This is a genomic window from Kitasatospora misakiensis, from assembly GCF_042656005.1.
Classification (GTDB): Bacteria; Actinomycetota; Actinomycetes; order Streptomycetales; family Streptomycetaceae; genus Kitasatospora; species Kitasatospora misakiensis.
Genome location: NZ_JBHSOF010000013.1, coordinates 149,212 through 161,120 on the forward strand (window position 1 = coordinate 149,212; position 11,909 = coordinate 161,120).

The following is an 11,909-nucleotide window of genomic DNA, read 5'->3' on the forward strand; positions in this document are numbered from 1 at the left end:
CACCCATGGCGTACGACACCGGTGCGAGGGTGCGGCTGACCAGGGATGTGCAGGTCACCGGGCATGGCACAGCGGGCGGGGCAGGGGGCCCCGGCCCGCTCTTCCTGGGCGGGGGTCTGGCGGGCACCGTCACGGGCGTCGGGACGCAGGCCGGCGGCGGCGGGGGCCGGGACTACGTCGCGGAGTTCGACCAGCAGGTCCGCGGCGTCCCGCTCACGGGCTTCGCGGCCGGCCTGGTCGATGACCTCCGTCAGAAGGTCGTCCGGGCGCAAGCGGCCGGAGCCGGAGGCGGCGTCGGCCCCGGAGCCGGCACCCGGACCGTCTACCGGGTGCGCTTCGAGAACGGGTTCGTTCTCGACGGTCTCGAAGAGGACGCGTTGACCCCGGCCTGAGCAGCCCCAGGCGCCGCACCGGCCACCACGCCGGTGCGGCCGCTCCTCAGCCCGGGTAGGTGAGCGAGCCCAGCGGAGGGCAGGGGACGAGGGTGGTGTCGGCGCCGGGGCGTTCGACGAAGGCCCGGGCCTCGGCGGCCCGCAGGCGGCGCTCGTCCAGGTCGTCGGCGTACCAGGCGTCGTGCCTCGCGCGGGTGTAGTCCCAGGTGTCGTCGATGAGGCTGAGGCTGGTGTTCCCGGCGCTGCGCTGGAACTCCGCCTTCACGGCGGCCTGCTGGAGCGCGGTCTGGACGGCGGCGACGTCGATCCGGGTGATCAGGAGCCCGAGGGTGTCGGGTTCACGGGTCGGCAGGGGCGCCTGCGGGAGCAGGGACACCCCGGTGTCGAGGCGGCCTATGTTGTCGACGCTCGCCTGTTGGGCCTCCCGCACCATGGTCCGCATCTCCCGGTGCAGCCAGAGGAGTTCGTCGAAATCGGCCTGGGTGATGCGCATCAGCCCGTACAGCGCCTGGAAGCGGGGATCCCGGTGCAGCGGCAGCATGAGGGGCGTGTGGAGCGACAGGCAGTCGTTGTAGCCGCCCGACACCGCGGCCTCCAGGTGGTGGATGGCCGGCTCCGCCTCGCCCTGGGCCCACGCCAGCTCCGCGAGGCTCGCGTGGCCCGAGGCGGCGATCCAGGCAGCGTCGGGGCCGAGCGCGGCGGCGCGCGCGATGACGTCCTGGAGGCCCCTGGCCCCGGCCGCGGGGGATCCCTCGGTGAGGATCTGCACCAGTACTTCGTGCAGACGGGTGACCAGTGAGTTGACGGTGTCGACCATGGATCTCCTCGGACCTCGGTGGTGAAGAGCGGTGAAGAGCGGTGAAGAGCTGTAGGGGGCCTGCCCCGGGGCGCCGCGTCCGCGGCAACCCCCGTGGAGAGGACGGACGGCCGGCGCGGGCGGTTCCTGAGCCAAGATCAATGTCCGCGAAAAGCCTCTAGTGTTGTCGCCCGGTAGCGGGGCGGAGGGCCCTGCCGGGGAACGAACGGGGGATGTCGATGAGACTGCGTCGACGAACGGCCGCGGGCCTGGTGACGGTGCTGACCGTGTTCGGCGGCGGGAGCGTCGGTACGCCGACGGCAGGGGCGGCCGTCGTCCAGCCGGTGGACGCGAGTGCGAGCCCACAGGCGCGGGCGGTGCTGAACTGGCTCACCCAACTGCCCGACCGGGGGCTGCGGAGCCGGACGGCCTCCGGGTTCTTCGCCGGCTACAGCGGCAGCGCCGCGGCCGAATCGGGCAAGGACTTCGCCACCCAGTACCGTGACGTCGCCGAACTCGCCGACCGGACGGGGCAGTTCCCGGCCGTGCTGGCCTGCGACTACGCGAGCGCCTGGAACGCCGCCCAGGCGCCGACCGCGATCAATACCGACTGCGACACCGAGTTGATCGAGCACGCCGGGCGCGGCGGACTGGTCTCGGTCAGCGTCCACCTGCCGAACCCGGTCGCGGGCGCCGACTGGCGGACCCCGCTGCCGCAGCCGACGTTCCGTCAACTGTCCGACCCGGCCAGCGCGTCCGGCCGGGCCTGGCGGGCCGAACTCGACGACATAGCCGCCGGGTTGCGACGGCTGTCCGACGCCGGGGTGCCGGTGCTGTTCCGTCCCTTCCACGAGATGAACGGTGACTGGTTCTGGTGGGGCCGGCAGGACCCGGCGGACTTCGCGGCGTTGTGGCGCGGTACCTACGACTACCTGACCACCGCCAAGGGCCTGCACAACCTGCTGTGGACGTACGCGCCGAACTGCGGCTCCGGCGACCCCGCGGCCTACTGGGTCGGCCGGGCGTACGCCGACGTGGTCGGGTTGGACTGCTACACGGCCGACCCGTCGGCGATCACCGGGTACGAGCGGCTGGTCGAACTCGGCAAGCCCTTCGCGTTCACCGAGATCGGCCCCGGCTCGGGCGCCGGCGGCACCTTCGACTACGAGCGGTGGGTGAAGGCCCTGCACGAGCGCTTCCCGCGCACCTCCTACTTCCTGGCCTGGAACAACGAGTGGAGTCCGGCCCGGAACGTCAACGGCGCCAAGCTGATGAACGACCCGTGGACGGTCAACCGGGGCGCGGTCGACCTCGCCTCCGCTCCGGTGGACAACCCGCCGGTGGTGTACCAGGACTTCGAGAGCGGCACCGAGGGCTGGAGCGGCTGGCACCTCGCAGACGGCCCGTGGCAGGTCACGGAGTGGTCCGCGCACGGCAACGGCTCGCTCAAGGCCGACGTGGACCTCGCCACCGGCCCCGCCTACCTCAACAAGGTCAGCCCGCTCGACCTCTCCGGGGACACCGTGCTCAGCGTCGACGCCAGCACCGCACTCTGGGGCGACCAGGCGAGCGGCAGCCGCGCCAAGCTGTACGTGCGGACCGGCACCGGTGACGCCTCCGGCTGGACCTGGACCGACTCGGGTGCCGTCACCGTCGACACCAAGCCCAACCGGCTCGTCCTCGACCTGACCAAGGTCCCCGACCGGGCCCATGTCCGGGAGATCGGTGTCGAGTTCACCCCCGCGGCCGGGGCGACGGGCCGCTCCGCGGTCTACCTCGACGACGTGCGGCGCGGCGGCCTGCTGGCCGGCTTCGAGAACGGCACCGAGGGCTGGTCCGGGTCCGGTACGGCGGCCGGGCCCTGGGCGGTCGCCGACGAGGGCGCGGCCGAGCGGCGCAGCGCGCTCAAGGCGGACGTCGAACCCGACCGGGGCACGGTGTACCTCCGGCGGACGGCCCCCGCGGACCTGACCGGTGCCACCGTGCTCACCGTCGCCGCCGGCACCGCGCCCTGGGGCGACCAAGCGGCCGGTACCACCGCCAAGTTGTACGTCCGGACCGGCACCGGTGACGCCTCCACCTGGACGTGGAACGAGAGTTCGGCCGTCACCGTCGGCCCGTACGGGAAGCCGCTGCGACTCGACCTGGCCGGGGTGCCCGACCTCGCCCATGTCCGCGAGGTGGGCGTGGAGTTCACCCCCGCCCCCAACGCGACCGGTCGCACCGCCGTCTATCTGGACGGCCTGACCAGGTGGAGTTGACCGGGTCGATCCGATCGGGTCGGTCCGACCGTCAAGCCGGTCCGGAGACGCGTGGGAACGCGTGCGCAACTCCGGGGCGCACCCTGCCTGTCGGCGTCTGTTGTGCATCAGGTTGGGATTTGGTGGGATGCGAGGACAACAACGGGGCAGGATGTCTGCCACGGGGCCCACGTTCGTGTTGAGCAGGTCCCCACAGTGGGGTAGCGAGTGTGCAAGCCCAACGGCCGATGTGTGGACCGACGAAACGAGGAACCGTGACAGAAAGCCGCTTCGGTGACGTCATTGCCCGCCTGGAGACGGAACTCCCCGACATCGAGGCGCGCAGGCGACTTCTGGAGGACGAACTGACGTCCGTCGTTTCCCAGGAGAACGCCGTACGCGGCGCCATCGAGAGCCTGCGCGCCCTCGCCGACGTTCCCCTCGCCGACGCTCCCCTCGCCGGGGAGCCGGAGGCGGCCACGGGCGGCGGCGAGGAGGTCGGGGCCACGGCGGACGGCGAACCCGCGAAGGCCGTCGAGGGAGCCGAGGGCGCGGAGGCCCCGACTCCCTTGGAGGAGCCGGTCGTTGCTCCGGAACCGGCCGCCGAGAAGCCGGTGGCCGAGAAGGCCGTAGCCAAGAAGACGACGGCCAAGAAGGCGACGGCGAAGAAGGCCGCCGCCAAGAAGGCCCCGGCGAAGAAGGCGGCGGTCAGGAAGGCCGCGGCGAAGCAGGCGGTCGCCGAGGAACCGGTCGCCAGCCAGCCGGTTGCCGAGGAGCCGGTCGCCCAACCGCCGGTCGCCGAGGAGCCGGTGGCGGAACAGCCGGTCGCTGAGAAGACCGCTGCCCGGGCCACGACCAAGAAGGCCCCGGCGAAGCGGTCGGTCGCCGAGAAGTCCGCGACGGAGAAGTCCCCGACCGAGAAGTCCGCCGTCGAGAAGTCTCCCGCGAAGAAGGCGGCGCGCAAGGTGGCGAAGAAGGTGGCCAAGAAGGCCGCCCCCGCCGCTCCCGCCGCCGACACGCAGCCCGCAGGGGAGGAGCAGGCCGGGGCGGCGACGGGTGCGTCGACGGCCGTGCGTCGCGTGGTCGGTGCCACCTCCGAGAAGGTGCTGGAGGTGCTCGGCGCCGCCGGTGCGCCGCTGCGCGCCCGCGACGTGACGGTCCAGCTGGAGATCGACGCCACGCCGGGCAACGTGAACACGGTCCGCACCATGCTGGAGCGACTGGCCAGGGCCGGCCGGGCGCAGCGCGTGGACCGGGGCCTGTACGCGCGTCAGGAGGGCTGACCGCCCGCGCCCACGGTGGTCACGCCCGGCCCGCTGCCGACCATCGGCAGCGGGCCGGGCGCGCAGGTGATGACCCCGGATCCCGGACCGGCGGCGTGCGGCGTGCGACCGGTGTCACGGTGCGGCGCCGGTCGCGTCCGCGGCCCGGTCGACCTGTTCACGCACCCGGGAGAGGAAGGCCCGCACCTCGGCGGCGGGCAGTGCGGCGGCGGCCGGGCGCGGTAGTTCGAAGCTGTGCAGCGCGGCCTCGATCAGCGGCCGGAAGTCGGGATCGGTGGCGGCGATCCGTCGGCCCGCCGCGCGTTTGGGCGTCCAGCGGCCGGTACGGCAGTACACCAGCGCGCGGCAGCCGTTGAGCACCCGGTTGTCCGCGAGGTGGCCCTCGCCGTCGGTGTGCTCGCGCACGCAGGCGCGCAGGGCGGCGAACAGGGCGGCGGGGTCGGGCTCCGCGATCACCTGGTGCGCCGGGCGGCCCCACAGGGTGAGCGCGTTCCGGTGGGTGATCGAGCGGTCGATGACGAACCAGAACGCCGGGGTCCCCGCGGCGTCGTGATCGGCCCGCTCCGGGAGCAGCGGGCCGGTGTTGAGGTTCAGCAGGTACCCGGCGGCGCCCGACGGGCGGTTCGCGAAGTCGGCGTCGTACACCACCAGTTCCAGGCCGGCCGCCGGGCAGGGGAGCCGCGGGTGGGCGAGTTCCCGGGCGAGCTCCCGCAGGGTCTCCGGTGGTACGTCCGGTTCGACGACGACCGTCACGTCCACGTCGCTACGCCCGTGCCGGTAGTCCCCGAGCGCGACCGAACCGCTCGCCAGCACGCTCACCAGGCGCGGCCCGCAGACGTCCCGGGTGCGGTGGACGAGGTCCGCCAGGTACGCGCCCAGCTCGGGCGGTACCGACCGCCGCTTCTCGGGATCCCGGGTCATGAGGCCAGTGTGCCCCGTCCACGCTCGCCCGACCGGCGCCGTCACCCGACAGTGCGACCCCGCTCGACGACATGGGTCCGCCTCCGACGCCCGGGGCGTCGGAGGCGGGGAGGTGAGGGGCCGTGGAGTTCGGGGCCGTGAGGTCCGGCGGACGGGCCTGTCGGGCTCATGCCGCGGTGGTGAGGGCCGCCCGCTGCGCCTCCGGGCGGACGGCGTGGGCCGGCAGTCGGCGCTCCAGGCGGAGCAGGAGGCCCGCGCCGCCGAGGGTAGCGGCGGCCAGGGCCAGCCAGGGCAGCCGGCTGTCGAGGGCCAGCAGACCGGTGAGCAGCGAGGGGGCGAGGGCGGCGGAGAGCGACCAGGAGAGCTGGTAGGTGGCCATGTACCGGCCGCGGACGGCGGCGGGGGCGGTGGCGGTGACCAGGGCCGAGGCGGCGGGGTTGTGGACGATCTCGCCGAGGGTGATCAGGACCACGACGGCCAGCAGTCCGGCGGTGGTGAAGCGTCCGGCGGCGGGCACCAGCAGGGCCTGGGCGAGGAATCCGGCGGCGAACAGCGCGGCGCCGGTGGCGGCGGCCCGGTTGCGGGTGGTGAACCGGCGGACGGCGATCCCGGCGGGGACGCCGAGGGCCGCGCAGAGCACGGTGTTGACGGCGAAGGAGAGGCCGGCCAGCGAGGCGGAGGCGTGCAGGACGCTCGTCACGTACACCGGGAGCAGCACCGCGAGTGCGGCGTAGCCGAGGGAGATCAGCAGGTTGGCGGTGGCCAGGCCGAGGAACGGGCGGTCGGCCAGGACCGCGCGGTAGCCGGCCTTCCCGCCGCGGGTCTTCCCGCCGCCGGTCCTCACGTCGGTGGCCTTCACGTTGGCGGCCTTCCCGTCGCCGCTTCGGCCGTCCGGGACGCGGCGGACCAGAGCGGCGGCGGCCAGGAAGCTGACGGCGTTGAGCAGCGCGGCAACGGTGTAGCCGCCGTCGCCGGCCAGGCCGACGAGCAGGGTGGCGAGCAGGCTGCCGGCGCCGAGGCCGGCGTTGGCGAGGCTGCGGCTGAGGGCGTTGACGCGCTCCAGGGCGCTGCCGGAGGTGAGTTCGCCGATCCTGGCCTGCTGGACGGCGGGGTAGCCGCGGGTGGCCACGGCGGTGATCAGGGTGACGGCGATGAAGGCGGGCAGCGCGGCGGCGAAGGGGTAGACGGCGAACCCGGCGGCCCGGACCAGGTGGAGGGCGATCTGCATGCGGCGGGCGCCGAACCGGTCCACCGCGCTGCCGACCAGCGGCAGCGCGACCATCGCGGCCAGGCCGGTGGTGGTGAGGACGAGGCCGATGACGGCCAGCGGGAGGTCGGTGACGTGGCGGAAGAAGACCAGGCTGAACGGCACGTACATGCCGTTGCCGAGGGCGTCGATGGCCAGGGCCGTCATCAGGCTGCGTTCGCCGGGGAAGCCCTGGCTCCTTTTTGAAAGCATGTAAGTAACTTAGCACTAAGCGAATCACTGTCAAGCGGCTTCCTGGCAAGCGATCCTGTGGAAGACTGGGCCCATGACCACCACCCCCGGCTCCACCCCCGACCCGCACCGCCCCGCCGCCGACCCGGTGGACGCGATCACCGCCCAGTGGCGCGAGGAGCGGCCCGACCTCGCGGACAGCCTGTACGCCATGGAGGCCTTCGGGCGGATCTACCGGCTCGCCCGCGGCATGGGGGAGCGGATGGAGCGCGCGTACGCGCCGTTCGGCATCGGGCGCGGCGAGTTCGACGTGCTGGCCACCCTGCGCCGGTCCGGCGAGCCGTACGCCCTCTCGCCGCGCGAGCTGACCGCCGCTCTGATGCTGACCACCGGCGGTATGACCGGCCGCCTGGACAAGCTGGAGCGGGCCGGCCTGGTCACCCGTTCTCCCGACCCGAACGACCGCCGCGGTCTGCGGATCAGCCTCACCCCAGAGGGCCGGTCCACCGTCGACGCGGCGCTGGCCGCCGGCATCGCCGTCCAGCGCGACACCGTCGAGGCCCTCGGCCCCGAGCGGGTCGACCGGCTCAACGGCCTGCTGCGCGACCTGCTGGCCTCGCTGGGCGACTGACCCTCGGGCCCCCGGGCCCCCGCGTCGTCCTTGCTTGCCCCCGCGCACCGCCCCCGCGCACCGCCCCCGCGCACCGCCCCCGCGTCGTCCTTGCTTGCCCCCGCGCACCGCCCCCGCGCGAGGGCGGCCGCCGAGCGGAGGTGCCCGCGTGTTCTGCCCGCCGTACGGTCCCCGGTGCGGGACCATACGGGCAAAAGGGTAGAAAAACCGAGCAAGGAAGAAGGGGCGGACGTGTCCGGCAGCGAGAGCGAAAACCCAGCAATTCCTTCCCCCACCCCCACGGGGACCCGCCCGAGGACGAACCGCGACTGGTGGCCGAACCAACTCGACCTCCAGGTGCTGCACCAGAACTCTCCCGTCGCCGGCCCGATGGGCGAGGACTTCGACTACGCGGCGGAGTTCGCCACCCTCGACGTCGACGCGCTGAGGCGCGACGTCATCGAGCTGATGACCAAGTCGCAGGACTGGTGGCCCGCCGACTACGGCCACTACGGGCCGCTGTTCATCCGGATGAGCTGGCACGCCGCCGGCACGTACCGCATCGCGGACGGCCGGGGCGGCGGCGGCAGCGGCGCCCAGCGCTTCGCGCCGCTCAACAGCTGGCCGGACAACGCCAGTCTGGACAAGGCGCGGCGCCTGCTCTGGCCGGTCAAGCAGAAGTACGGCCGGAAGATCTCCTGGGCCGACCTGCTGGTGTTCGCCGGCAACTGCGCCATGGAGTCCATGGGGTTCAGGACCTTCGGCTTCGGCTTCGGACGCGAGGACATCTGGGAGCCCGAGGAGATCTTCTGGGGCTCCGAGGACACCTGGCTCGGCGACGAGCGCTACAGCGGCGACCGTCAGCTCGCCAACCCGTTCGGCGCCGTGCAGATGGGGCTGATCTACGTCAACCCGGAGGGCCCCAACGGCAATCCGGACCCGCGGGCGGCCGCCGTGGACATCCGGGAGACCTTCGGGCGGATGGCGATGAACGACGAGGAGACCGTCGCGCTCATCGTCGGCGGCCACACCTTCGGCAAGTGCCACGGCGCCGTCGACCCGTCCTACCTCGGACCGGAGCCCGAGGCCGCCCCGCTAGAACAGCAGGGCCTGGGCTGGCACAACACGCACGGCAGCGGCTCGGGCGCCGACACACTCACCAGCGGACTCGAAGGCGCGTGGACCAGCGAGCCGACGAAGTGGGACAGCGGCTACCTGGACAACCTGTTCCGCTACGACTGGGAGCTGACCACCAGCCCCGCCGGGGCCCGGCAGTGGAAGCCCACCGACCCGGCGGCGCAGACCACCGTGCCGGACGCGCACGACCCGGCGAAGCGGCACGCCCCGATGATGCTGACCACCGACCTCGCGCTGCGCGAGGACCCGGTCTACGAGCCGATCTGCCGGCGCTTCCACGAGCACCCCGACCAGCTCGCCGAGGCGTTCGCCAAGGCCTGGTACAAGCTGCTGCACCGCGACATGGGCCCGGTGTCGCGCTACCTCGGACCGTGGGTGCCGGAGCCGCAGCTCTGGCAGGACCCGGTCCCCGAGGTCGACCACGAGCTGGTCGCGGAGCAGGACATCACCGCCCTCAAGGAGCGGATCGACGGCTCCGGCCTGGGCGTTCCGCAGCTGGTCGCCGCGGCCTGGGCGTCGGCGGCGAGCTTCCGCGGCACCGACATGCGCGGCGGCGCCAACGGGGCGCGGATCCGGCTGGCGCCGCAGAAGGACTGGGAGGTCAACGACGCGCCCGAGGTCGCGGAGACCGTCCGGCGCCTGGCGGAGATCCAGCGCGACTTCAACGGCGCGCAGACCGGCGGCAAGCGGATCTCGCTCGCCGACCTCATCGTCCTGGGCGGCTCCGCGGCGGTCGAGCGGGCCGCGCGCAACGCCGGGCACGCCGTGCCGGTCCCGTTCGCCCCGGGGCGCACGGACGCCTCGCAGGAGCAGACGGACGTGGAGACGTTCGCCGTGCTCGAACCGCGGGCGGACGGCTTCCGCAACTACCTGCGGCCGGGCGAGAAGCTGTCGCCGGAGACCCTGCTGCTCGACCGGGCGAACCTGCTGACACTGACCGCACCCGAGATGACGGTCCTGGTCGGCGGCATGCGGGCGCTGAACGCCGGCTTCCGGGGCTCCCCGCACGGTGTCCTCACGGACCGTCCGGAGGCGCTGACCACGGACTTCTTCGTCAACGTGCTCGACATGGGCACGCGGTGGCAGCCCTCGGAGTCGGAGGCGAACGTCTACGAGGGCCGGGACCGCGCCACCGGCGCCACGAAGTGGACGGCCACCGCCGTCGACCTCGTCTTCGGGGCCAACTCCCAACTGCGCGCCCTCGCCGAGGTCTACGCCGCCGAGGACGCGGACGAGAAGTTCGTCCGTGACTTCGTGTCGGCCTGGACCAAGGTGATGGACCTGGACCGGTTCGACCTGCGCTGACCGGCCGTACGGTGCTTCCCTTCGGCCGGCCCGTCGGGGTCCGGCCGGGGGGAATCGCTCGGAAATCGGAAGACAAGGGTCCGCAGCGCGTCGGCGTCCCCGGCTCACGGCGCGGTGGATTCCCAGGCCGCCTTGATCATCCGGAAGACCTCGTCCACCGTGGCCCCGGGATCGTCCGCCCGGCAGGCCAGCGCGTAGGCGTCGATGGTGAAGCGCGCGGTCGCCCGGCAGGCCGTCGCACTCCGGGCGAGGTGGGGGTCGGCGACCAGCGCCGCCGCCAGCGCCTGCGCGTGACGCAGGCACATCGACTCCTCGTACTCCCGCAGGGCGGGTGATCCCTCGATCATGTCTCGGACGGGGGCGCTGCCCTCCGCCGTGCAGTGCCGCACCAGGGCGTGGACCTCGCGGTGCAGCGCCGGGACGAGCGGCTCCTGCGGAGGCCGGTCGGTCACCGCCCGGGTGAGGCGCTGCTCGAAGTCCTGGTCGCGCTCGAACACCAGGGCTTCCTTCGAGGCGAAGTGGGCGAAGACGGTGGTGACGGCCACGTCGGCCTCGGCCGCCACGTCACGGATACCCACGGCGTCGTACCCGCGCTCCAGGAAGAGGCGCAGCGCGGTGTCGGCGATCTTCTGGCGGGTCACGGCCTTCTTGCGTTCGCGGCGTCCGGGCGGCTCGGTCATGGCCTGACACTACCAGGTACGAATCCGCAACCGTTGTGAAACCCTAACCGTTAGGGTTATCTTCGGCCGTATGAGGAAAGTCAGCTTCGCCGAGTTCGGCGGTCCCGAAGTCCTGCAACTGGTGGAAGCCGAGGAGCCCCACGCGGGCCCCGGCCGGATCCGCATCGCCGTACGGGCGGCGGGCGTCAACCCCGTCGACTGGAGACTTCGGGAGGGCCAGGTCCTGGGAGCCCACCCGGTCGAACTGCCCGCCGGGGTCGGCCTGGACGCCGCCGGGGTGGTGGACGAGGTCGGCGAGGGCGTCGAGGGGGTCGAGGTCGGCGACCGGGTGTTCGGCGAAGGCGCCGACACGTACGCGGAGTTCGCCGTGCTGTCGGCCTGGGCCCGGATGCCCGAGGGGCTGGACTTCGAGGAGGCGGCCGGGTACCCGTCGGTGGTGGAGACGGCGCTGCGCATCATCCGCGAGGTCGGCGTGCGGCCCGGGCAGACGCTGCTGGTCAGCGGCGCGTCCGGCGGCGTCGGGTCGGCGGTGCTGCAGATCGCCCGCGCGCGCGGCATCACGGTGATCGGCACGGCCGGGGCCGCGAACCAGGACTACCTGCGCGAGCTGGGCGCCCTCGCCACGACCTACGGCGAGGGCTGGGTCGAACGGGTGCGGCGGCTGGGCCGGGTCGACGCGGCCCTCGACCTGGCGGGGTCGGGCGTGATCCGCGAACTCGTCGAGCTGACCGGGGACCCGCGCAAGGTCGTCTCCATCGCCGACCTCGGCGCGCCGCGGCTGGGCGTCCGGTTCTCCGGCGTGGCCGGGAGCGTGCCGGACGCGCTCACCGAGGCCGTCGACCTCATCTCCCGGGGCAGGCTCCATATCCCGGTCGAGAAGGCGTACTCGCTCACCGAGGCGGCGGAGGCGCACACCGACAGCCGCGCCGGCCACACCCGGGGGCGCCGGGTCCTGCTCGTCTGAGCCGCGGGACGTGCGCGGCCGGGGAACGCGCGACGCCGCTGTGCCCGGTCCGGGCACAGCGGCGTTGCTTTGGTGTTGCTGTCAGGCCTTACTTGGTGAGGCCGGCCTTGACGGAGCAGACGGGCCAGGCGCCGGGGCCCTGG

The 11,909-nt window shown here is 73.3% G+C and carries 10 protein-coding genes; 6 read left to right on the forward strand and 4 right to left on the reverse strand.

The window, feature by feature from the left end; all coding sequences use genetic code 11:
• Window positions 1–5 precede the first annotated feature (5 nt).
• A complete protein-coding gene (locus tag ACFP3U_RS13345) occupies window positions 6–392 on the forward strand; it encodes a hypothetical protein (protein ID WP_380225669.1) in 387 nt (128 codons plus the stop codon).
• Between the two features lie 46 nt (window positions 393–438).
• On the opposite strand, the gene ACFP3U_RS13350 is transcribed toward ACFP3U_RS13345, so the two are convergent.
• Window positions 439–1,209 (reverse strand): hypothetical protein, encoded by a 771-nt coding sequence (locus ACFP3U_RS13350; RefSeq protein ID WP_380225670.1) that lies wholly within the window; start codon window positions 1,207–1,209, stop codon window positions 439–441.
• A gap of 212 nt (window positions 1,210–1,421) precedes the next feature.
• Here ACFP3U_RS13350 and ACFP3U_RS13355 point away from each other — a divergent pair, with 212 nt between their 5' ends.
• Together ACFP3U_RS13355 and ACFP3U_RS13360 are read left to right on the forward strand one after the other, a co-directional pair.
• On the forward strand, window positions 1,422–3,449 hold the full coding sequence (locus ACFP3U_RS13355; protein ID WP_380225671.1) for a glycosyl hydrolase: 2,028 nt from the start codon (window positions 1,422–1,424) through the stop codon (window positions 3,447–3,449).
• A 254-nt stretch (window positions 3,450–3,703) separates the two neighbouring features.
• Complete coding sequence (locus ACFP3U_RS13360) at window positions 3,704–4,711, forward strand: histone H1-like repetitive region-containing protein (RefSeq protein WP_380225672.1); 1,008 nt, start codon at window positions 3,704–3,706, stop codon at window positions 4,709–4,711.
• Between the two features lie 114 nt (window positions 4,712–4,825).
• On the opposite strand, the gene ACFP3U_RS13365 is transcribed toward ACFP3U_RS13360, so the two are convergent.
• Together ACFP3U_RS13365 and ACFP3U_RS13370 are read right to left on the reverse strand one after the other, a co-directional pair.
• Window positions 4,826–5,632 carry a nucleotidyltransferase domain-containing protein gene (locus tag ACFP3U_RS13365; RefSeq protein WP_380225673.1) on the reverse strand — a complete coding sequence of 269 codons (807 nt, stop codon included), beginning with the start codon at window positions 5,630–5,632 and terminating at the stop codon, window positions 4,826–4,828.
• 166 nt (window positions 5,633–5,798) lie between these two features.
• On the reverse strand, window positions 5,799–7,091 hold the full coding sequence (locus tag ACFP3U_RS13370) for an MFS transporter (protein ID WP_380225674.1): 1,293 nt from the start codon (window positions 7,089–7,091) through the stop codon (window positions 5,799–5,801).
• A 73-nt stretch (window positions 7,092–7,164) separates the two neighbouring features.
• Here ACFP3U_RS13370 and ACFP3U_RS13375 point away from each other — a divergent pair, with 73 nt between their 5' ends.
• The gene (locus tag ACFP3U_RS13375) at window positions 7,165–7,701 is read left to right on the forward strand and encodes a MarR family winged helix-turn-helix transcriptional regulator (protein WP_380225675.1); all 537 of its coding nucleotides are present in this window, start codon (window positions 7,165–7,167) and stop codon (window positions 7,699–7,701) included.
• Between the two features lie 231 nt (window positions 7,702–7,932).
• Entirely contained in the window at window positions 7,933–10,122 is a 2,190-nt protein-coding gene (katG, locus tag ACFP3U_RS13380; protein WP_380225676.1) for a catalase/peroxidase HPI, read from the forward strand.
• Between the two features lie 104 nt (window positions 10,123–10,226).
• On the opposite strand, the gene ACFP3U_RS13385 is transcribed toward katG, so the two are convergent.
• Window positions 10,227–10,802 carry a TetR/AcrR family transcriptional regulator gene (locus tag ACFP3U_RS13385; RefSeq protein WP_380225677.1) on the reverse strand — a complete coding sequence of 192 codons (576 nt, stop codon included), beginning with the start codon at window positions 10,800–10,802 and terminating at the stop codon, window positions 10,227–10,229.
• Between the two features lie 70 nt (window positions 10,803–10,872).
• Between ACFP3U_RS13385 and ACFP3U_RS13390 the strand changes: the two genes are divergently transcribed.
• A complete protein-coding gene (locus ACFP3U_RS13390; RefSeq protein ID WP_380225678.1) occupies window positions 10,873–11,766 on the forward strand; it encodes an NADP-dependent oxidoreductase in 894 nt (297 codons plus the stop codon).
• Window positions 11,767–11,909 lie beyond the last annotated feature (143 nt).

Bases quoted from the DNA above. Each gene is read 5' to 3' on its own strand.
- ACFP3U_RS13345 (WP_380225669.1), top strand. From the start codon at position 6: ATGGCGTACGACACCGGTGCGAGGGTGCGGCTGACCAGGGATGTGCAG.
- ACFP3U_RS13350 (WP_380225670.1), bottom strand. From the start codon at position 1,209: ATGGTCGACACCGTCAACTCACTGGTCACCCGTCTGCACGAAGTACTG.
- ACFP3U_RS13355 (WP_380225671.1), top strand. From the start codon at position 1,422: ATGTCGATGAGACTGCGTCGACGAACGGCCGCGGGCCTGGTGACGGTG.
- ACFP3U_RS13365 (WP_380225673.1), bottom strand. From the start codon at position 5,632: ATGACCCGGGATCCCGAGAAGCGGCGGTCGGTACCGCCCGAGCTGGGC.
- ACFP3U_RS13370 (WP_380225674.1), bottom strand. From the start codon at position 7,091: ATGCTTTCAAAAAGGAGCCAGGGCTTCCCCGGCGAACGCAGCCTGATG.
- ACFP3U_RS13375 (WP_380225675.1), top strand. From the start codon at position 7,165: ATGACCACCACCCCCGGCTCCACCCCCGACCCGCACCGCCCCGCCGCC.
- ACFP3U_RS13385 (WP_380225677.1), bottom strand. From the start codon at position 10,802: ATGACCGAGCCGCCCGGACGCCGCGAACGCAAGAAGGCCGTGACCCGC.
- ACFP3U_RS13390 (WP_380225678.1), top strand. From the start codon at position 10,873: ATGAGGAAAGTCAGCTTCGCCGAGTTCGGCGGTCCCGAAGTCCTGCAA.